The organism is Flavobacterium sp. TSSA_36 (assembly GCF_051547165.1).
Taxonomy (GTDB): Bacteria; Bacteroidota; Bacteroidia; order Flavobacteriales; family Flavobacteriaceae; genus Flavobacterium.
In genome coordinates, this window is sequence record NZ_JBPTTP010000002.1 from 484,052 (window position 1) to 505,086 (window position 21,035).

A 21,035-nucleotide genomic window follows, 5' to 3' on the forward strand; every position below is an offset into this window, starting at 1 on the left:
CGATAGAAGTATCTAAAAAGTAAAATCAGGACATAAAATAACATGAAGTAGAAAACAAAAACAGTCTATACTTTTAGCAATTAAGGCTTAAGCGAACGACGGATTCTCTTTTTTGAGAAATTTTTAGAGTAAATTACGGCACCTTTCTCCGTAATTAAAATACCACTATACTCAGGTAATGTATCTAGTAAACGTAGTCCTTCTTTTTGGCCCAAAACCATCAACGAAGTACTCAATGCATTAGCCGTTTCCGCATTTGGACCAAAGATAGTCACGCTACACAATCCTACAGCTGGATATCCTGTCATTGGATTGATGATATGCGAATACCGCTTTCCGCCTAAAACCACAAATTTTTCATAACTACCGGAGGTCGTAACTGCTTCTTGACCTAGGGGGACGATTGCCATCATTCGATCAGGATAAAAAGGATTAGTAATACCAATGTTCCAAGGTTTTCCGTTTGGCTGCTTTCCCCAAACACTCATATCACCGGAAGCGTTGATAATCCCCGCTTGTATTCCTTTTTGTAGCATCATCATCCGACATTTGTCTGTAGCATAACCTTCGCCTAAGGCTCCGAAACCAATCTTCATTCCTTTCGTTTTTAGAAAAATGGTTGACTGTAGACTATCCAAAATAATGTTTTGATAGCCCACTTTTTCGACAGATTTTTGGATGGCTGCTGCGGTGGGCATTTCGGACATAGAACCATCAAATTTCCAAATACGATCCATAGCTGCAAAACTGATATCAAAAGCGCCTCCAGTTATTTTAGAGAATTTTACGGCTCTTTGGGTAAGATCAAAAACTTCACGATCTACTTTTATGGGTTGTATTCCTGCATTTTGATTGACTTGAGAAATTTGAGACGAAGGGATCCAATCCGAAATTAAATTTTCGATACGAGTGATTTCGGTAATCACAACTTTGACATTTTCTTTGGCTGTGGTTGTATCTTGGGCTACGATAGTAATATCAAAACGCCCTCCCATTAGTAATGTGGTTTTTTTTTGAAGCACCTGACTGTAACTCGAAACGCTGCAAAGGAATAGAAAAATAAAAAGTCTTTTAGTTATCATAATGATGGGTATTGCAAACAAATATATTGATTTTGGCTAAGTCCCGTTTTTTTTTTACAAAGGCATTCGCTTTTAAAAAAGCTGGCCACCAATTACACCAATTGACACTAAGCATCGAAACTGAAATTGAATGTCACGAATTCCAGCAATAGTACTAATTTGTGTCAGTAAAGCACGTTTCAATTCGTGACTCAATAGTGAATTCATGGTGGATATTTTTAAAAGCGAATACCCTGTCTTAGTTGAAGAGCAAGATTGGATGTTTTAATTCTTAAAATACTTCGAAAAAAACCCATTCAAACCTTATAGCCCCGGTTGTAGTGGAAATCCTTTTTGCTCCGATTTTTCATCGGAGCAAAAAGATTGTAGCGAAAAACGGGACGATGCTTCCTGATACAGAAGAATGTTTGCCGCTCCTAATTTTTTTTAGCAGCATCCTTTGAGGAGTTTCTAAATAGAATTGCCATAATTTTTCTGTTTATCAGTAAGTCATTACTATTCAAAGCCTTTTTCAACTTACTTTCTTAACAATGCGATTTTTATTGCTTTTTTCTTAACCACTTCATTTGAGATAGATTTTCTTATTTTCAATAACAATCTGTCAAAATTTGTCCCTTGCGTTTATATTCTGAAACTTTTGTTGTGGATTCGCTCAAAAGGGTATCGAGTGCCTTCTCCACATCTTTTTGCATGGCCAAGGAACCACAAATCATGATGACTCCGTTATTGTGTAACAAATCTTTAAAAAAGAAGGCATCGCGTGTGACTAAATGAGTGACATACTCGGGATTTGAGGCTTTGGATAAGGCTAAATTGAAACTTTGCAGGCGACGTTTGGCTATCATTTCTTCTGCTTGTTTTTTATAACTAGCGACTCTTTTTGTTTCTCGCTTAAAACCGCAGTATATATGGATTTCTGATTTTGAAGTATTGCTTTGCATCATTCCTAAAAAGGGGGCGATTCCTGTTCCATTGGATATTAAAGCAACTTTAGAATGGTTTTTAGGGAAATGAAACGTGGGATTTGGAATTATTTTGCCCTTAATTTTGTCTCCAACTTGTAGTTGATTTAAGAAATTAGACCCCAAACCAAAGGGATGTAATTTGACTACTACTTGTAATTTTTGATTGACTTTACCAATAGAATACAAACGTTCTTTGGCATCGTTTGCAGGATAAATGGCTAACAAATCTCCTGATTGATAGTGGACGTTCCAAGGAGTTTGAAAAGTCATTAAAAAAGTTTCTTCTGAAGGAGAAACCTCCGTTTTATCTATGACTTTAATAGTTTGCAATCCTTTTGGAATGGCAGTATAAAGTGAAGGTGTGGTCGACACTGCAAGGTTTGTTACCGCAGACCAAGCTTGTATCCAAGCCACAAATTCTTCTGCATTTTTATCGTTTACGGTATGTAAATCTAAAAGAGGTTTCGCCCAATTTTGACTTTCTAAGGCAGTTGCTACCTCTTGAGCAAAACCACAAAAGTCTGGATACGCTTGTGAACCAAATCCAACAACTGAAACATTGACGAGCTGTTTTTGTGGAATTTTATTGAGTAAAGTCATGAATTTATTGGCATTTGAAGGTGCCTCGCCTAATCCGTGCGTAGCTGTAAAAAGGAGAAAATGAGTTGCTTTTGGAAAAAGAGTATAATTATTCATCTCCGTAACAAAAACTTTTTTATCCAAAGCGAAGAGTTGTTGCTGTATGGCATTTGCAAATCGCAAGGTACTTCCGTTTTCTGAACCTACAAGTACAATTATTTCACACTCTTTTGCATTAAATCTATTTCGAATCCGATTTGCTCTTCGCTTGAGTGTCATTGCAAATCCAGAATATATAAAAAACAAAAGGTTGATACTAGCGAGCGCCAAAATAATTGCCCATAAAATACTAGTGCTACCTGTATGTAATTGTAGATTTATGTTATAAAATTCAGTGTTATTAGTACTTCTTTTTTCAGTTACTATTACCCCAGATTCCTGATTTACTTCAATTTCACGATCTTTTAATTGCACGATATAGTACTCTTCAGGATCATCAGAAAAAGGAAAATCAATCTTAGAAACTTCCGACAATAAGATTGTTGTAAAAAATGAAGTAGCGGATGTACTAGGTGATGGTTTGGCAAGTAAATGTTGCTGCTCTGGTGCTTTGTCAAGAAAGAAATTAAATTTTTCTAGGGTAAGACAGGTTCCTGTAATTGCGATAACAAGTATAGGAAGCAATGAAATACGTCCTAAAACGATATGATAATATTGTGCAAATGTTTCTTTGGGAATGGTAGCAAACAAACTACGAATATGTTTTTGACGTTGCAATACTAAGGCCAATCCCGAAATCGCAATTAGAGCTAATAAAAAGGAAATAAAACCCATAATAAATCGTCCAGTTTCTTTCAAGAACAAAGAACGGTGTAAGGCTGTAATCCATTGTATAAATTCACTTTTAGGACTTGGACTTCCCAAAATCTCCCCGGTTTCGGGAGCTACATAAGCATTGACATCATGACCTTCGTGATCTATTCCTTGCAACAACACATAATGATTAGGAGTGATACTTAGACTAGTTATTTCTGGATAAATTTTACGCAGCGAAACGATGGCTTTAGCTACAGTAATTTCTTCAAAATGCGATGATTTATAGCTTGGATTGTTTTCTTGAATGGCATCAATTGCTAAAATAACCCCCGTTGTAGCAGCTAGGACCAAAAACAAAGAACAAAACAAAGCTAAAGTTAAATGGGCATAGCGCCAGAAGGAAAGAGTCATTGTTGGTATGCAATTATAATTGAAAAATTGTTTTAAAATATAAAAAAGGAAGCCAAATAAGCAGTACCTGTATACTACTTATTTGACTAAATTCTTGAAAGTAAAATGGTCTTACAATTTATTAAATCTAACGTAACGAATATACCCTTTACCTTCTGTTTTTGCAGCTAAACCTTCTGTAGTTAAAGGAATTTCCACATCAGAAACATAGTATTTATTATCTTCAACAGCCGTTTCGAATCTTAATTTATAGCCTTTATTAATTTTAGCCTCTTCAATTTCAATTGTGGTCATACTTCTATCGCCTCCCGTAACTGACGCTCCTGTTTTGGCGCTAATATTTTCTTTTTTCTTAGATTGATATTTGTGCCATTCTTTTAACGTATTGTACCATTTTTTATCATCTCCCATCACATAAAGTGTCTTTTCATAGGCCCCTTTTGGATCAATTAATGAGACTACCACATAGGCTCCTTCGCCCATATAATTTGACATTTGCAACATGCATTTGTATTTGTTAGTTTGTGCAGAGGCTTGAAAAGATAATAAACTGATTAGAATAAGGATACTTATTTTTAAGAATGATTTCATGTTGGACATAAGTTATAAATTTTGTGATAATTTTTTTAGAAACTAAATACTAACTACAAATCGAATTATTTCAAAAACTCAACGTCTGTTTTCTTTTTAGTTAATGATTCGTTCTCTTTAGCAAGAGTGTAAGCTGTTTCATCAAAATCGGTTTTACTCTCTTTTTGAGCGCCAATAGACAATAAATATTTCAAAATTGCATCGTCTTTGGCTAACATTGCTGCTTTATGCAAGGCCGTTAAACCGTCTTTATTTTTAGCATTAACATTAATGTTCAAACTCGCCAATTTCTCAAGCAAATTTAAATCATTTTTGATTACGGCAAAATGATACAGCGTACTGCCCTCTTTTTGTGGCGCAGCTAAATCGAAGCCTTTTTCTTTAAAAATTGCGATTTTAGCATCAAAAGGATCTTTTTTCGTTCCATTTTCTACTCCAGCACCTCTTCGTTCACCAGATTGAGGCTTGTAATATTGTATCAAATAATAACCTAGATTAAAATCATCTTTATCTAGAACCGAGAGATCTCCACGATTATTCACTAGAAAACTAAAAATCTCTGGTGTTCCTGATTTTACCGCATAAGTAAGTGCCGTTTCTTTTTTAACATTTTGTGCATTACAGTTTTTAGTAAGCAAAGCTAATTGTTCTACTACTGCTAGATCATTTCCGGACGCCGCTAGCATTAGTGCGGTATTCCCCTCAACATCGGTCGCATTGGGATCAAGCCCTTTGGCTAAAAAATAGCTTATAATTTCTTTTTGATTGGGTTTATTGGCTATAACATGCAAAACAGTTTCATTAGATCTTCCTTTGGTTTTGGGATCTATTTTTAATTCGTCTATCAAAAATTGATAGGTTGCCAAAGCTGTAGTTTCTCTTCTTGAGCCTTGAGCCGCCATTAAAAGGGCCCCATTAGTAGGCTTTACCCCTTTGCTTAAAAGTGTTTTTAAAAAGGCAACATTCCCAGTTCGAGCCGCATAATCAAAAGCAGTCAGCCCATTGTTGTCTACATCATTTAATGATAGTCCTTTAGTTGTTAAATAATTACTCAACACTAAGGTGTTATCCATTGGAATTGCCTTTAACATAAGAGTAACACCGTCTTTGTACTTTTTCTTAGGATCAATTCCTGCTTTAAAGAAAGATTCGTAAAGTTGCGGGTTCGTTTGCCCATTAGAAGCTGCAAATGTCAGTGGCGTTTCTCCTTTACTATCTTCTAAATGAATAGCGGCACCTTTAGCAATTAAATAATCAACAATTTCAATATTACCTTTGTTGGCAGCCCAATGCAAATATATTCTATTATCATGAGTGAGTTTTGTAATAGGATTGCCACTTTGTGCTAATAAAAATTTTATGGTCGCAACTGGTGCATTAGAATTGATGGCAAGAGTAGTAGCGTCAAATGCAGTCGAAGTTAGCTCCGAAGGACTATTTCCTTTTTCCATTTCAGCCTGAACTGCTGCTACATCGGGAGCTGTTTTCCAGAAAGCCGGATCCAAAAGACTATTTTTTTGTTGGGCATTGGCCCAAAAAGAGGCCATAGAAATGAGTGTAAATACAATTTTTTTCATGGAATAAAACAATTAATTTATTTAGAATAAATAAAAATAAAGGCAAAGATAAAAATAAATAGACAATGACCAATTTTTTATGACTCTTAGATCAAAAAAAACAACAAGGGTTTAATTTTCAAAAAAAAACTTCCTTCAAATAGAATAGCCCCATATAAATGAGGCTAATAGTAACAAAAAACAGCAAAACTATTCTACTTTTTGCAGTGTATAGGTCTCCGTTACAGGCTTTCCATCAAGTACACCAGAAATTTTAGCTGATAAAGTACTATCGTTTAGCACTTGATAACTTATTTTTTGGGGGAAATCGTGTTTTGCATTTTCAAAAACCAAGTGCTTCTCTTTCATAGAAATAAGCAAAAAAGAAATAGCCTCATCGTTATTCTCCCCTTTGATAGTAGCTTTATAGACTAATTCATTTTTTATTTCTTGCAACACCATTGCTTCATGATGTAAGGTATCTTTATCCTTTATAAAAAAAGAAGTTCCTTGTAAAGTACTATCATTTAATGATTTCCAATTTTCCTCTAAAACACCCTGATCGGACTTACTTTTCCAATTTCCAACCAACCATTTACAAGAGGCCATTTTTTCATTGTTACTGGTTTCCATTTTGCATGAAACTAAAAATAAAAAAACTAATAGAAGTGTCGCTTTTTGAAACATTGTAGTTGTATTTAATTAAAAGAAAGGCTAATTTAAGAAAAAAGATTGGGCTTAGATCGTCAATTTTGATATTTGAAAGTGTTGTAGCTGCAATTGTACAACGCCTTGCCTTTTTCATGAGCTTCTCAAAGCTTCTCTTTTACTGAACTCGATGCCATAAAACAGTTGAAAATAAAAAAATCCATTCGCCAAAAACGAATGGATTTTTTGTCCCACTAAATTTAACCCTTTGATTATCAAACTAATTTACAAAATATCACTAAAAGTGGGTATTTTTTTTATTAAATAAATTCCTAATTTTACTCATATTAACTTTAACCAATAGTTTTATGAAAAACAAACAAACAAACAAACAAACAAACAAACAAACAAACAAACAAACAAAACAGTCATTCACATTTTAGGAAACTCACAATCCTACTTTTAGCATTCGTAAGCTTTTTTACTAGTTGTGAGAGAGATTTGTATGAAAATGCAATTCAACAAGACAATAAAAATCTTATTATAAATGATAAGCCATTTGAAGAATTGTATTCTAGTGAAAATTTTAACAATGCATTTTCTAAATTATCCAAAAATGAAACCTCAAAAAGCACTACTATTCAGAATAAAAAAAACATTGTAGAGGAAAAATATGACTTTACATTTTCTAATTTACCTGCCAAAGTTATAGAGGTAAACAACAAAATAAGTTATACTTTTTTAATTATATCAAAAAACACTAAAAAAGAATCTTTTGATAATTTAGTAATAGAAGTTGATAGTCTTCAACAGGTAAGAGCTGCAATAGTTAAATACAATCCAAAAACTGTAACTACAACATTCCGTAATCATATTTATTTTGAGGGGGATATAGAAGTTCAACCAATTTTGTCTGAGTATCCAAAAAACACCAAAACATCTAAAACGAAAGAATATGAAATTTTTTGTATTACCGAGGTGGTTTCGGCTTGTTCAAAAATCCCTTATGACTGCCACGGTGATATATGCGGATACACATCAGTAGATGTTTGCCTTTTAGCAGGAGGTGGAGGCGGTGGTATCGTAAGTTTTGGACCAGCTGGGGCAATAAATAATACTGGTGCAATAAATTACGGAGGAGGAGGCTCAACAACTGGTACAGCTGGCGTTCAAACAAATTATATTACTACCATTCCAGTTTATGATGGATTACAAAAACAATTTGTTACTAGTTTGGAAAATGCCGGTAATCATTTTTCACAGCTTAATCCCTTGGTACAAAAAATTGTATTTGACTATTTGAGTTATAACGAATTTGAAGACCCCATCAAAACAAATGTAAAAGATGCTTTGATAAACATTGATTTAGATTGGTTGAAACAACAATCTGCTTTGAATCAAATGAGTTTTATGAATTTTTTTGTTAAAAACAACTTTTCTTTGAATAGTAAGAATTTTGTGAAGGATATGATTATTGAGTTTAAGGATAGCGAAATAACAGATCAGTCAAAAGTTTCAGAGGTTTTTAATGTAACTTCATACGCCTATCAAAACAATTACTTCAGCAAAAGTTTAGACAGTAATTTTTATACTGCTGTAGACACCGACTCTTCACTTAATTTTACAGATATTAATACAGCATTGACCTTTTCGAGATTATTTTTGGTACATTGTGCAGTATTAAAAAAGGAAAACCCTAATTGGTCTTATACAAAAGTTTTTGCTAGAGCTTACATTGACACCGTTCAAGTAATGCTTGACATAGTGGGATTAGTACCAGTATATGGAGAAGTAGCTGATTTGGAGAATGGTGTCATTTATACCATCCAAGGTGATGCACTAAATGCATCACTTAGTTTTGCTTCAACAGTTCCTGTTGCTGGATGGTTTGCTTCGGGAATTAAATTTGCAAAGCGCTCCGATGGACTAAAATATTTGGTAACAGGAGCTAACAATTTTATTAATTTTGGAGCATACAACAGTACTAAATTTAGAGCCGTTCTAGACATTGCTAAAGGAGATGTAACTAGGCAAGCTCACCACATAATTGCTAGAGCATCAAAAATTCTTGAACATCCTGCTATTCAAAAAGCCGCAAAAGCCACAACCAATCAAGGTTTTCATATTGACAGTGCACTAAATGGGATTCCTGTTGCCACTTGGAGAAACCAACCTAATCATGACAATTACAATAAAGAAATTTTGAAAAGGCTAGGAACTATACCAACCAATTTGTCTGCAAATGATACTTATCTAAGAGTCTTGGATATAATAAATGATGTAAAAGCAGTCATCATCAACAATCCAAATACACATTTAAACGATTTAAATTTTGAGATATGAGATATTTTAGAATAGAGGAAAGCCTAAACAGAAAAATCATGGGACATCTTCCCCAAACAAAAGATGTTATTCATCATTGTGATGTGTGGGAGACTCCTACATTTATTGATAATATTGGATATAATAAAATTGATTATACGCCTATTGTTTCCAATCTTATACTATTTCCTAAAGCTAAAACTACTGATTTACTAGATGGAGGAGGGATGGGTTTTTTCTTAAAATTCGTAATGAGCAACAAACTAAAAAGCATTCTTGAGAAGTATAGCGAGAATAGATTTCAGTTTTTTGAATGCCCAATATTTCATAAAGGGATTGAGTATAAAAATTATTACATTATCAATCCATACAAAATAGATATGGAGTTTATTGATTATGGAAATTCAAAATATAGGTATAAAAAAAGAGATTCGGAAGGAAACAGAAATTTAACAGAAATTAGATTTGAAAATTTTCAAGATTTTCAAGATTTTTTAAAAATACTCAATCCAATGGATGAATTTACTATTAAAAATATTGCATTGATAAGCAGTTTAGAAGAACATTTCTTTGCCTTAGAAAATGTAGAAGGCGGCAGAGGTTATTTTGTCTCCGAAAATTTAAAAAATGAAATAGAAGTAGCAGGATGTACCGGAATAGAGTTTCAGCCCATTGAGTTATCCTTTCACGAATGGAGTGTATCAGGTGGTGAAAGAGATAGAGTGTATGGTAAATCGTGGTGAATTTCTTGTCTAAACAATAGATTAGTTAAAAAAAACAAAAACATCTTGCTACATATTTTTTTTGACAAAAAAAATCCATTCGCCAAAAAGCGAATGGATTTTCTATATAAGTGAAAACCTTAAAAAATTAAGCTTCCATATCTACTGTAGTACGTGCTGCAATTTCTTTATACGTACCGTTAACCAATTTCTCACGAATTGCTTCGAAAGCTGCCAAAGTTTCCGCAATATCTTCTAAAGTATGCGAAGCCGTAGGAATCATACGCAACAAAATAATACCTTTCGGGATTACTGGATAAACTACAATCGACAAGAAAATACCGTAGTTTTCTCTCAAGTCGTTTACCATCACCATCGCTTCTGGAATACTTCCTTCTAAGTAAACAGGGGTAATACAAGTGTTAGTATCACCAATATTGAATCCTTTTTCTTTTAATCCGTTTTGTAACGCATTTACATTTACCCACAATTTATCTTTAATTGCAGAAGATTCACGCAACAATTGCAAACGTTTCAAAGAACCAATCGTTTGAATCATTGGCAATGCTTTTGCAAACATTTGAGAACGCAAGTTGTATTTCAAATAATCAATAATGTCTTTATCTGCTGCTATAAACGCACCAATATTTGCCATAGATTTAGCAAACGTAGAAAAATAAACATCAATTCCATCTTGACATCCTTGCTCCTCACCTGCTCCAGCACCTGTTTTTCCAAGCGTTCCAAAACCATGTGCATCATCAACTAACAAGCGGAAATTGTATTTTTCCTTCATGGCTACAATTTCTTTTAATTTTCCTTGTTGGCCACGCATTCCAAAAACACCTTCGGTGATGAACAAAATTCCTCCACCCGTAGTTTCAGCTAACTTTGTAGCACGAGCTAGGTTTTTTTCCATGCTCTCAATATCATTATGCTTATAAGTAAATCGCTTACCACTATGCAAACGAACCCCATCTATTATACATGCATGAGCATCTACATCATACACAATTACATCATTTCTAGTAACTAAGGCGTCAATACAAGACATGATTCCTTGGTACCCAAAATTCAACAAATAAGCCGATTCTTTCATCACAAAAGCAGCTAATTCTTGCTCCAATTGCTCGTGATATTTTGTGTGCCCACTCATCATACGGGCACCCATTGGGTAAGCTGCACCAAACTGAATAGCCGCATCGGTATCTGCCTGACGCACTTCTGGATGATTGGCTAAACCTAAATAGTCGTTCAAACTCCAGTTCAATATATTTTTTCCTTGAAATTGCATTCTTGGTCCCAACTCTCCCTCTAGTTTTGGAAAAACAAAATATCCTTCTGCCTGAGAAGCCCATTTTCCTAAAGGACCTTTATTGTTTTGAATTCTTTCGAATAAATCTTTTACCATACTATAATGACTTAATAACACATTTTATCAAGTCGCAAAAGTAAATATTTAAAGTTATAAAAACATTCAAAATTCTTTTATTTTACTTAAAATAATCCTCTTTTTAGAGCTGCATAATTAAGAATAATGGTTCACTTTGCAGCATAAAACACTTTGTTAATCCGTTTTTCTTTAATGCACTAACCAAATTTTTGAAAAAACTCCCTTTTTAGCTAGAGCCAAAAGAATCGATTGTTACCCCTACGCTTACAACTAAAAAAAGCAATGTATTTAAAACAGCCAAACATTTGAATCAACGTTAGACATAGTCGTTCTAATAAACTTTGTATCTTTGGCCCAATAAGCCTCACAAAATGTCAAACAACTCCATAGAATTAAAAATAGCCGTACTCATTGACGCCGATAATGTTCCTTACAGCAACATCAAAGGCATGATGGAAGAAATCACCAAATACGGCACACCAACCACCAAAAGAATCTACGCCGATTGGACAAAACCCAACGCCAACGGTTGGAAATCTGTATTATTAGAACACGCCATTACTCCTATTCAGCAATATAGTTATACTTCGGGCAAAAATTCCTCGGATTCGGCCCTAATTATAGACGCTATGGATTTGCTTTACTCCTATAAAGTGGATGGCTTTTGTATTGTTTCAAGTGACAGCGATTTTACTAGATTAGCTATTCGACTTAGAGAATCCGGAATGAAAGTAATAGGAATGGGTGAAAAGAAAACCCCTAATGCTTTTATCGTTGCCTGCGATCGTTTCGTATTCATAGAAGTTTTAGAAAGCGGTACCAAAAAGAAGAAACCCAAAGCCGTTTCGGTTACCTCTACTGATACTAAAAAAGTGGCCGAAAAAGAAAAAACCGTCAAAATTGACGACCTTACTATTGACTTAATTGAAGATGCCATAGATGCCATAAGCGATGATGATGGCTGGGCTTTTTTGGGCGATGTGGGAAATCTAATCGTCAAAAACAAACCCGAATTCGACCCAAGAAGTTATGGCTTTAGCAAACTCACTCCGATGCTAAAATCGTTGACAGAAATTTTAGAAATAGACGAAAGGGATTCTGAAAAAAAAGGGATTAAACATGTCTATGTAAGATTGAAATATTAAAACTTAATTATTCTTGCACCATTAAATAGCAATATATAGTCAATTTTAAAAATACATAACGACTATTTTTCTGCGATTGTACGAAGCAAATAAAAAATCAAAAAACTGCATCTTTAATAAAAATGCAGTTTTTTTGCTAAAAATCCTGCAACTTAAAAATTATCTTTTTAAACTATCTAAATAATTTTCAGGAAGAAATTCCACTTTACCCGTTTTCAAATCATACACGGCACCAACAACCATCGTACTATTATCCTTGGTAGACTTGGTTAAAACGGGTTCTAAATTTTTCAATTGCTCTACTTGCATCGCGACATTAATTTTTACTGCATTTTCAATCTCGTCACCGTGCTGATGTTTGGCCAATTTTGCCGCTGGTTTTATAGCATTGATTAAGGTTACTATATGTCCTGGAACTTCAGGCAACTTGCAAGCTGCTGCTACTGCACCACATTGTGTATGTCCCAAAACCACAATTAATTTCGCTCCCAAAACCGCATTAGCAAACTCAATACTACCATAAGAAGCATAAGACGAAACTTGTCCTGCTGTTCTTACAATAAACAAATCGCCCAATCCTTGGTCAAAAATAATTTCACTAGGCACTCTTGAATCGGAACAGCCCACAATAACCGCAAAAGGTTTTTGCCCAGAAGCTAATTCTTTAATTCTACTCACATCTTGGTGAGGTTTTATACTCTTTCCTGCTAAAAACCTGCTATTTCCTTCCTTTAAGGCAACTAACGCGCTTTCAGGAGTTACCTGTGCAAGAATAGAAGAAAAAGAAAACATAAAAAATAATCCTAAATAAATACTAAATTGTTTCATCTCTTTTGGTTTTAAAATTTGATACAAAACTAGAAGATATAAAAACATAAACATAGTTAATGTTTTTGATTACTATCATAAAAACATTTAATGATTAAAATCTAGATAGCGAAGAACTTCTTTATTTACATCCAGAAAATAATATCTTTGAAACTAAAATAGAAAGAGATGAAAATAGTATTCGCCACCAATAACGAAAACAAGATCAAAGAAATCCAAAGTATGTTACCCAATAACATTACCATAGTTAGTCTCGAAAGCATTGGCTGCTTTGAGGAAATCCCAGAAACGGCTGCCAGTATCGAGGGAAACGCTATTATGAAAGCAAATTACATCACCGAAAACTATGGATATGATTGCTTTGCAGATGATACGGGACTTGAAATAGAAGCCTTAAACAACGAACCTGGCGTTTTTTCTGCGCGTTATGCTGGGGAGCAACGTTCTTCAGAAGATAATATAAACAAGGTACTGCATCTTTTAAACAACGAAAACAACAGAAACGCACAGTTCAAAACGGTAATTTGCTTGAATTTTAAAGGAAAACAACAACTATTTACAGGAATTGCAAAAGGAAACATCACCACTGTCAAAATAGGAACGGGAGGTTTTGGATACGACCCCATTTTTCAACCTAAAGGACATCAGGAAACATTTGCAGAACTTTCAATACAAACAAAAAACCAAATTAGTCACCGCGGTAAAGCCACACAGCTTCTAATTAACTTTTTATCGACAACAATTTAACTATCAAAGCAGTACATTTTAAACGCTTAAAAACAAAAGTTCGCCTCTTTAAATACCTCTCAAAAGAAAAATTGAATTGCAAAAAAATATAACTTTCTGACTATCAATTCATAATAATTCATTAAAACTTGAAATAGCATTAGTTAATCTGAGAAATTAACATTAATTTTGCACCCTATTTTAAAAATACATAATGAACAAATTTGAACAATTAGGATTGAATGAATCGTTACTGAAGGCGATTTTAGATCTAGGATTTGAAAATCCGTCAGAGGTACAGGAAAAGGCGATTCCCCTATTATTGGAAAAAGACACAGACATGGTTGCGTTGGCTCAAACAGGGACAGGGAAAACGGCAGCTTTCGGTTTTCCGCTAATCCAAAAAATTGATGCCGACAACAGAAATACACAAGCATTAGTTTTATCGCCAACACGCGAACTTTGCCTACAGATTACAAACGAACTAAAAAACTACGCAAAATACGAAAAAGGTATTAATGTGGTTGCGATTTACGGTGGTGCTAGTATTACTGAGCAAGCCAGAGAAATCAAAAGAGGAGCACAAATTATTGTGGCAACTCCAGGAAGAATGCAGGACATGATCAATAGAGGGCTAGTTAACATCAAAAATATTGATTATTGTGTACTTGACGAAGCTGACGAAATGCTAAACATGGGATTCTATGAAGACATTTGCTCTATTTTATCTGACACTCCTGACGAAAAAAGCACATGGTTGTTCTCAGCCACTATGCCTGCAGAGGTAGCAAGAATTGCAAAACAATTCATGAGTAGCCCTGTTGAAATTACAGTAGGAACTAAAAACTCAGGTTCTGCAACGGTATCACACGAATTTTATTTGGTAAACGCAAGAGATCGTTACGAAGCCTTGAAACGTTTAGCCGATGCGAATCCAGATATCTTCTCAGTAGTATTTTGTCGTACCAAAAGAGATACCCAACAAGTCGCTGAAAAATTAATAGAAGACGGATACAGCGCTGCTGCCTTACACGGAGATTTATCGCAAGCACAACGTGATGGCGTAATGAAATCGTTTAGAGGAAGACAAATCCAAATGCTAGTAGCCACCGATGTTGCAGCACGTGGAATTGACGTTGACAACATTACACACGTAGTAAACTATCAACTTCCTGACGAAATCGAAACTTACAATCACCGTTCAGGTCGTACCGGACGCGCTGGTAAATTAGGAACCTCGATTGTAATCGTGACCAAAAGTGAATTGCGTAAAATTTCTTCTATCGAAAGAATTATCAAACAAAAGTTTGAAGAAAAAACAATTCCTTCTGGAATCGAAATCTGCGAAATTCAATTATTGCACTTAGCTAATAAAATCAAAGAAACAGAAGTAGATCACGAAATTGACAATTACCTTCCAGCAATCAATGAAGTCTTAGAAGGCTTGAGCAAAGAAGAATTAATCAAGAAAATGGTATCGGTAGAATTTAATCGTTTTATCAATTACTATAAAAAGAACAGAGACTTGTCAAGTCAATCTTCTGGATCAGATCGTCGTGAACGTGACGATAGAGAGGGTGCTTCTAGAGGAAACAATAGCGGTGCAACTCGTTACTTTGTAAACATCGGTTCAAGAGACAATTTTGACTGGATGACATTGAAAGACTTCTTGAAAGAAACCTTAGACTTAGGTCGTGATGATGTATTCAAAGTAGATGTAAAAGAAGGATTCTCTTTCTTTAATACCGATGCTGAACATACTGATAAAGTAATGGACATTTTAAATAATGTACAATTAGAAGGACGCCGAATCAATGTCGAGATTTCTAAAAATGATGGTGGCGGAAGACGCGACCACAACGGAAGAAGCTCTGGTGGATTTGGAGGCAGAAGTTCAGCACCTAGAAGAGAAGGCAACTTTGCACCAAAAAGAGAAGGTGGATTTCGTAGTGAAAGAAGCGCCGCTCCTAGAGAAGGTGGATTCAGAAGCGAAAGAGGAAGCGCTCCAAGAAGAGAAGGTACATCTGAAAGAACACCAAGAAGATCTGAAAGTTTTGGCGACAGCCCTAGACCAAGAAGACCAAGAAGAGACTAATAATGCTTTGTTAATTTTCTTATAAATATCCTAGAAAACTACAAAATATTCAATTGCGATTTACTACTTTTAAAGCTTTAAATTCGTATATGAGATATTTTGTAGTTTTCTTTTTTATAATACTTACTACCATAGGTTTCGCACAAGAAACCAATACATCCTTAAAAGTCTTGGGAACTATCGTTAATGATAGCAACGACCAACCCTTATCCTACGCCAATATTATCAATGTCAACAAAGTAAAAGGAACGACAACCGATACCAAAGGAAATTTTGAAATTGAAGTTTCTATTAGTGATACATTACATGTATCGCTTCTCGGATATCAATCACTAAAAGTGCGCGTTACAAACGATTGGATAAAAAACAAAACCACTAAAATCAGACTTACCGAAAAAGCAATTGCCCTTGAAGAGGTTATTATTCGCCCTTTCAATCTTACGGGATACCTTGAAGTCGATTCCAAATTAATTCCAATTAAGGAAAACTTTAGATACAGCATTTCAGGATTAACACAAGGGTATGAAGGAGGACAATATTCTCCAGATGCTTTTGGAAAAGTACTTGGAGCTATTTTTAATCCCGCTGATATGCTCTATAATTTCTTCGGAAAAAAACCTCGTGAACTCAAAAGACTCAAAGAATTAAAGAAAGACGATACTGTACGAAAAGCATTGGAATCAAAATATGATCGCGAAATGATTGCTACTTTATTAGGAATTGACAAAAACGAAATCCCAGAGATACTCAAACGTTGCAGCTATTCCGAATCTTTTATACAAACAGCCAATGACTTACAAATCATGGACGCCATCAGTGGCTGTTACGAAGAATACAAAATACTAAAGAAACGCTAAATTATTCATTGAGTTTTCGAGTCTTTTTAATTTTTTTAGTGGCCTTCTTAACCGCATCTTTTACTGCAATTTCACTAAAAGGTTTTATGATAAAATCGATAGGATTATAGGTAGCTGCTTTAAAAAAATAACCTGGAAAAGCGGTAGCAAAAATAATCTGAAAATCAATAAGCTCTATCTGGTCCAAGACCTCAAAGATCTGTCTATCACGCATATTAATATCCAAAAAAACAATATCTGGCTTTTTTGCATTAATTTCTAACAAAGCAGTTTCCATAGTTTTTGCGACTCCAACAATTTGTAGCTTCAAACAATGTGTGGTAATAATTTTCTTTAAAATTTCTATGTTGATCATTTCGTCATCAACAATAACTACAGAATATTGATTCATTTTTTAGAATTAAAAGAAGTGGTATTTTTTCTTATTTTTTTTTCAATTGTTAAAAATACTTAAATTTAAATCAGAAAAAACATTATCTGCATGGTTTTATTAAGAAATTATTGTTAATAGAAGTACTACTTCAAAAAAGATAATTTTTTTGGTGAAAATATTTTGAATCCAAAAAGGTTCCCCTACATTTGCCCTGAAACTAATCTCGTTTTCTGTTGAAAAAAATTGGCATTTGGCTTTTATCGATAATAATTCTATTTCCAATAATTGGGAATTTGATTATTTATACGCAATTTAAAGCCAACCAAGAGCAAATCATCAAAACCATTTGTGTACAACGAAAATTAGTCAACAATACTTGTAACGGACGTTGTGAACTACAAAAAAGCCTAAAACAATTTGATGAGAATGAGAAAAAAATGGAAAACATTCTGAAAGAAAAAGCAGATTTTGTTTACCTCATTCATTCAACACCTACAGCATTCGCAAGTAACACTCCGACAACTTCAACAACCAAGTTGAACGTTTTTCATACGTCTGGAAAAACCATTTCCAAAACAAATTCAACTTTCAGACCTCCCTCCTTTTTACTATAATCTTATTCAAAATCCATTTCAATCTCAATTGAAAGGCGTTGACTTGTATGAAAAATACAATGTCAAGCAATGATTGCATCTGAAAGATTTCGCACGTTTAAATTCGAAAATGCACTATAATCATTTCAAAAAGGAACATATATCAAGTTCTTTTTCAATACAATCATGCAAAAAAAACAAATGAATTCATAATAGTAAAAAACCAACTCATGAAAAAATATATTTTAAAAGCAACTTTAGCTTTAGCAGCAATAATTACAATAACAGCTTGTTCTAACGATAACGACGAAGCTATCACTGGAACAGGTTCTTTAATACTCGAATTTGATAACGCTTTCAAAGCCAATGACCTTATTCTAACTTCACAAGCGAATACAACTGCCAACAACGAAGTCTTAAAAATCAGCACAGTAAAATACATCGTTAGTAACATTGTGTTGACCAAAGAAGACGGAACATCGTTCACTTACCCAAAAAGCGAAAGCTACTTCATTATAGACGAAGCTACTCCAGCTAGTTTAGAAGCTCAATTAAAAAACATTCCAGCAGGTAATTATACCAAAGTAAAATTCGGAATTGGAGTAGACAAAGCACAATGGGAACTTGGTGCTACAGGACAAGGCGATTTCTTAGCCAAAGCACAAGCAGCAAAAATGATGTGGAGCTGGACTGCAGGATACAAATTCTTAGCTTTCGAAGGTACCTTTACTTCAAGCACAGTAACAACTCCAACTTCGTTTATGATCCACACTGGACAAACAGGCACCGATTACAACTACACTGAAATCACTTTGGATTTAGCTACCAAAGCATTAGTGAGAACCAACATTACCCCACAAGTACACATCATCACAGATATTTCTAAAGTGGTAGACGGAGCCAACACCATCAAATTGACAGACAACAATATGAACGGCATGGGCGCTATGATTATGAGTGGTTCAAAATTAGCCTTAATTACCGCTAATGTTAACCAAATGTTCAAAGTAGATCACGTTCATAACGACTAATCCACTTCACAAAAAGCGATTGAAAGCCGCCATCTATTGAAAACAAGGAGCGAATCATCAGGCATTTTTTGCCAGCAAGATTCCCGCCATCATTCCAAAACTTGTGAGCCGAACCCCGGCTCACAAGGTTTTTCCCTTCTGTCGGGGCTAGAAGACCAACATTTAGGATACTTTGGAAACATTCAAACTAAAATCGCTAACTCAAGTTATCGCGATTCCTTTTTTAATACCAAAATGTACCAATACAAATGAAAGCAAAACACCTGTTGTTGTTCATTTTTCCAATTCTTTTGAGTTGTTCCAACGACAACGACGAAGACTATCAAAATGCACCTATCGACTTCAAAGTCCCCTCTAACTTTCCTCCTGTTGCCTATAATTTTGCCAATAATCCGTTGACAGAAAAAGGATTTGAATTAGGAAAAAAATTATTCTATGACGGCCGATTGGCTTCAGACGGAACCGTTTCTTGTGGTTTTTGTCACGAACAAGAAACAGCTTTTACCCATCACGGACACACCGTAAGTCACGGAGTAAACGGCGCTGTAGGCACTCGAAACACGCCTTCCATTCAAAATTTAGCCTATCAAACTACCTTTATGTATGATGGTGCTACCAATCATTTGGACTTACAACCCATCATTCCTTTTACCAGTCCAATAGAAATGAATGGCGATTTCAACAAAGCGCTTGCGATGATGAAAAATGACCCTGAATACCGGAAGTTATTCAAATCCGCTTTCACTGACGGATTAATTAATTCTGAAAATATGCTAAAAGCCTTGGGACAATTTATGGTAATGGTTACCTCAAGCAATTCAAAATTTGATAAATTCAGAAGAAATGAAGGAGGCATCACACTAAGCACAACCGAAAAAGAAGGTTATACTGTTTTTAATGCCAAATGTGCCTCTTGTCACGCTACAGATTTAATGACCGACCATTCCTTTAGAAACAATGGCTTACCCGTAAATCCAGCAGTAAACGATGTGGGACGTTACCGAGTGACAGAACTAGCCACCGATTTATACAAATTCAAAGTACCAAGTTTAAGAAACATCGAAAAAACAGCTCCTTATATGCACGACGGACGCTTTGGAACACTAGAAGCCGTTTTAGATCATTATGCTAATGGTGTAGAAAACTCAACAACTTTGGATCCTATTTTAAAACAAAATGGAAAAATAGGTATCGTACTTTCTGTTCTAGAAAAAGAACAACTTATTGCCTTCTTGAAAACACTAACCGATTACGAATACCTTACTGACAAACGATTCTCGGAATTCTAAAAGGGATCAAAAATTATCATTACAAATAAAAACAACTTGTCAAAATGAAAAAAATACTCTTATTACTTCTTATTTTATGCCAACATATAGGTTTCAGCACAACGACAGAAGACCCAATTACAAGATTTACCTTTCAAAAAATGCACTTAGAAAGCTATGACGATTTTTGTGATGCTTGTGGTTGTTCAGCAAGTGGTGGAAGTATGGGCTTCAGTTCTATACTGAACTCTAATTTTGTGGGAATTCGGTATTTTTATCAAAGTTATTCTAGCCAAGACGGCCTATTTGCTAATTCGCCTTGGGTAGACGAACACTTTAACACGCTTCAAATTTGGAGCAAAATTCCCATTACCGAGCAATTACAACTTTCGCTGCTAGTCCCTTACCAATTTCATAACAGAGAAAGAACCACTGGTAACGAAACCATCAAAGGTTTAGGCGACATCACCCTAATGGGCTTGTACACTATTTATAAAACACACAAAGACAGCACTCTTTTGATTCATAAATTACAGCTTGGAGGTGGGGTAAAAATGCCCACTGGGAAGTTTAACGAAACCAACAATACTGGAAACATCAACCAAAGTTTTCAAGTCGGAACTGGGAGTTGGGATTTTTTATTAGCTACAGAATACATCCTCAAAAAGGGAAAATTAGGATTGCATACTATGGCCAATTATACCCTAAAAACAGCAAACAAAAAGCAATACCAATTTGGAAATCAGTTCAACTACGGTAGCACGCTGTTTTACTTATTGGATACCAACACTGTGCAATTTGTACCTCAATTAGGAATTGCAGGAGAAGTTTATGCCACCAATAAACAATATGGTATGAATTTACCTAATACTGCTGGAGACGTTTTGTTTAGTAAACTAGGAGTTGAAATAGGAAAAAACAATTTGTCTCTTGGAATTAATGCTATGCTCCCTATTAATCAACACTTGGCCAATAGTAAAATGGAAGCCAATTATCGTTGGAGCATTAATTTGAATTATAGTTTGTAAACATCA

At 34.7% G+C, this 21,035-nt stretch carries 19 protein-coding genes; 10 read left to right on the plus strand and 9 right to left on the minus strand.

What is annotated here, in order from left to right:
- Positions 1-80: 80 nt before the first annotated feature.
- The 6 genes from ACSVH7_RS06110 to ACSVH7_RS06135 form a co-directional block, all read right to left on the minus strand.
- Positions 81-1,082, minus strand: coding sequence for an FAD:protein FMN transferase (locus ACSVH7_RS06110; RefSeq protein ID WP_438065804.1), 1,002 nt, complete (start codon positions 1,080-1,082; stop codon positions 81-83).
- A 72-nt stretch (positions 1,083-1,154) separates the two neighbouring features.
- Positions 1,155-1,289 (minus strand): hypothetical protein, encoded by a 135-nt coding sequence (locus ACSVH7_RS06115; RefSeq protein WP_438065805.1) that lies wholly within the window; start codon positions 1,287-1,289, stop codon positions 1,155-1,157.
- Positions 1,290-1,669: 380 nt separating this feature from the next.
- Entirely contained in the window at positions 1,670-3,853 is a 2,184-nt protein-coding gene (locus tag ACSVH7_RS06120; protein WP_438065806.1) for a PepSY domain-containing protein, read from the minus strand.
- Positions 3,854-3,964: 111 nt separating this feature from the next.
- On the minus strand, positions 3,965-4,444 hold the full coding sequence (locus ACSVH7_RS06125) for a DUF2271 domain-containing protein (protein ID WP_438065935.1): 480 nt from the start codon (positions 4,442-4,444) through the stop codon (positions 3,965-3,967).
- A gap of 65 nt (positions 4,445-4,509) precedes the next feature.
- A complete protein-coding gene (locus ACSVH7_RS06130; protein WP_438065807.1) occupies positions 4,510-6,021 on the minus strand; it encodes an ankyrin repeat domain-containing protein in 1,512 nt (503 codons plus the stop codon).
- 189 nt (positions 6,022-6,210) lie between these two features.
- A complete protein-coding gene (locus ACSVH7_RS06135; protein WP_438065808.1) occupies positions 6,211-6,633 on the minus strand; it encodes a DUF6265 family protein in 423 nt (140 codons plus the stop codon).
- Positions 6,634-7,149: 516 nt separating this feature from the next.
- Between ACSVH7_RS06135 and ACSVH7_RS06140 the strand changes: the two genes are divergently transcribed.
- Positions 7,150-8,991 (plus strand): AHH domain-containing protein, encoded by a 1,842-nt coding sequence (locus ACSVH7_RS06140; RefSeq protein ID WP_438065809.1) that lies wholly within the window; start codon positions 7,150-7,152, stop codon positions 8,989-8,991.
- Complete coding sequence (locus ACSVH7_RS06145; protein WP_438065810.1) at positions 8,988-9,713, plus strand: imm11 family protein; 726 nt, start codon at positions 8,988-8,990, stop codon at positions 9,711-9,713. The genes ACSVH7_RS06140 and ACSVH7_RS06145 overlap by 4 nt, the downstream gene beginning before the upstream one ends.
- Positions 9,714-9,840: 127 nt before the next feature.
- Here the strand turns inward: ACSVH7_RS06145 and ACSVH7_RS06150 are convergent, their stop codons facing one another.
- A complete protein-coding gene (locus ACSVH7_RS06150; protein WP_438065811.1) occupies positions 9,841-11,103 on the minus strand; it encodes an aminotransferase class I/II-fold pyridoxal phosphate-dependent enzyme in 1,263 nt (420 codons plus the stop codon).
- 353 nt (positions 11,104-11,456) lie between these two features.
- On the opposite strand from ACSVH7_RS06150, the gene ACSVH7_RS06155 reads away from it, so the two are divergent.
- Entirely contained in the window at positions 11,457-12,230 is a 774-nt protein-coding gene (locus ACSVH7_RS06155) for an NYN domain-containing protein (RefSeq protein ID WP_438065812.1), read from the plus strand.
- 159 nt (positions 12,231-12,389) lie between these two features.
- On the opposite strand, the gene ACSVH7_RS06160 is transcribed toward ACSVH7_RS06155, so the two are convergent.
- The gene (locus ACSVH7_RS06160; RefSeq protein ID WP_438065813.1) at positions 12,390-13,058 is read right to left on the minus strand and encodes a carbonic anhydrase; all 669 of its coding nucleotides are present in this window, start codon (positions 13,056-13,058) and stop codon (positions 12,390-12,392) included.
- 168 nt (positions 13,059-13,226) lie between these two features.
- On the opposite strand from ACSVH7_RS06160, the gene ACSVH7_RS06165 reads away from it, so the two are divergent.
- From ACSVH7_RS06165 to ACSVH7_RS06175, 3 genes are all read left to right on the plus strand, one after another.
- Positions 13,227-13,805, plus strand: coding sequence for a non-canonical purine NTP diphosphatase (locus ACSVH7_RS06165; RefSeq protein ID WP_438065814.1), 579 nt, complete (start codon positions 13,227-13,229; stop codon positions 13,803-13,805).
- Between the two features lie 193 nt (positions 13,806-13,998).
- On the plus strand, positions 13,999-15,879 hold the full coding sequence (locus ACSVH7_RS06170; protein WP_438065815.1) for a DEAD/DEAH box helicase: 1,881 nt from the start codon (positions 13,999-14,001) through the stop codon (positions 15,877-15,879).
- A gap of 89 nt (positions 15,880-15,968) precedes the next feature.
- Positions 15,969-16,736: a carboxypeptidase-like regulatory domain-containing protein gene (locus ACSVH7_RS06175; RefSeq protein WP_438065816.1), complete on the plus strand. Its 768-nt coding sequence runs from the start codon at positions 15,969-15,971 to the stop codon at positions 16,734-16,736.
- 1 nt (position 16,737) lies between these two features.
- Here ACSVH7_RS06175 and ACSVH7_RS06180 read toward each other — a convergent pair whose 3' ends face one another.
- On the minus strand, positions 16,738-17,127 hold the full coding sequence (locus tag ACSVH7_RS06180) for a LytR/AlgR family response regulator transcription factor (protein WP_438065817.1): 390 nt from the start codon (positions 17,125-17,127) through the stop codon (positions 16,738-16,740).
- A 215-nt stretch (positions 17,128-17,342) separates the two neighbouring features.
- Here ACSVH7_RS06180 and ACSVH7_RS06185 point away from each other — a divergent pair, with 215 nt between their 5' ends.
- The 4 genes from ACSVH7_RS06185 to ACSVH7_RS06200 all read left to right on the plus strand — a co-directional run bounded on the left by ACSVH7_RS06185 (position 17,343) and on the right by ACSVH7_RS06200 (position 21,029).
- Positions 17,343-17,723, plus strand: coding sequence for a hypothetical protein (locus ACSVH7_RS06185; protein ID WP_438065818.1), 381 nt, complete (start codon positions 17,343-17,345; stop codon positions 17,721-17,723).
- 209 nt (positions 17,724-17,932) lie between these two features.
- Positions 17,933-18,733, plus strand: a complete 801-nt coding sequence (locus ACSVH7_RS06190) for an MbnP family protein (RefSeq protein ID WP_438065819.1) — start codon at positions 17,933-17,935, stop codon at positions 18,731-18,733.
- Positions 18,734-18,981: 248 nt separating this feature from the next.
- Complete coding sequence (locus tag ACSVH7_RS06195) at positions 18,982-20,022, plus strand: cytochrome-c peroxidase (RefSeq protein WP_438065820.1); 1,041 nt, start codon at positions 18,982-18,984, stop codon at positions 20,020-20,022.
- Positions 20,023-20,066: 44 nt separating this feature from the next.
- Entirely contained in the window at positions 20,067-21,029 is a 963-nt protein-coding gene (locus ACSVH7_RS06200) for a transporter (protein ID WP_438065821.1), read from the plus strand.
- The last annotated feature ends 6 nt before the right edge of the window (positions 21,030-21,035 follow it).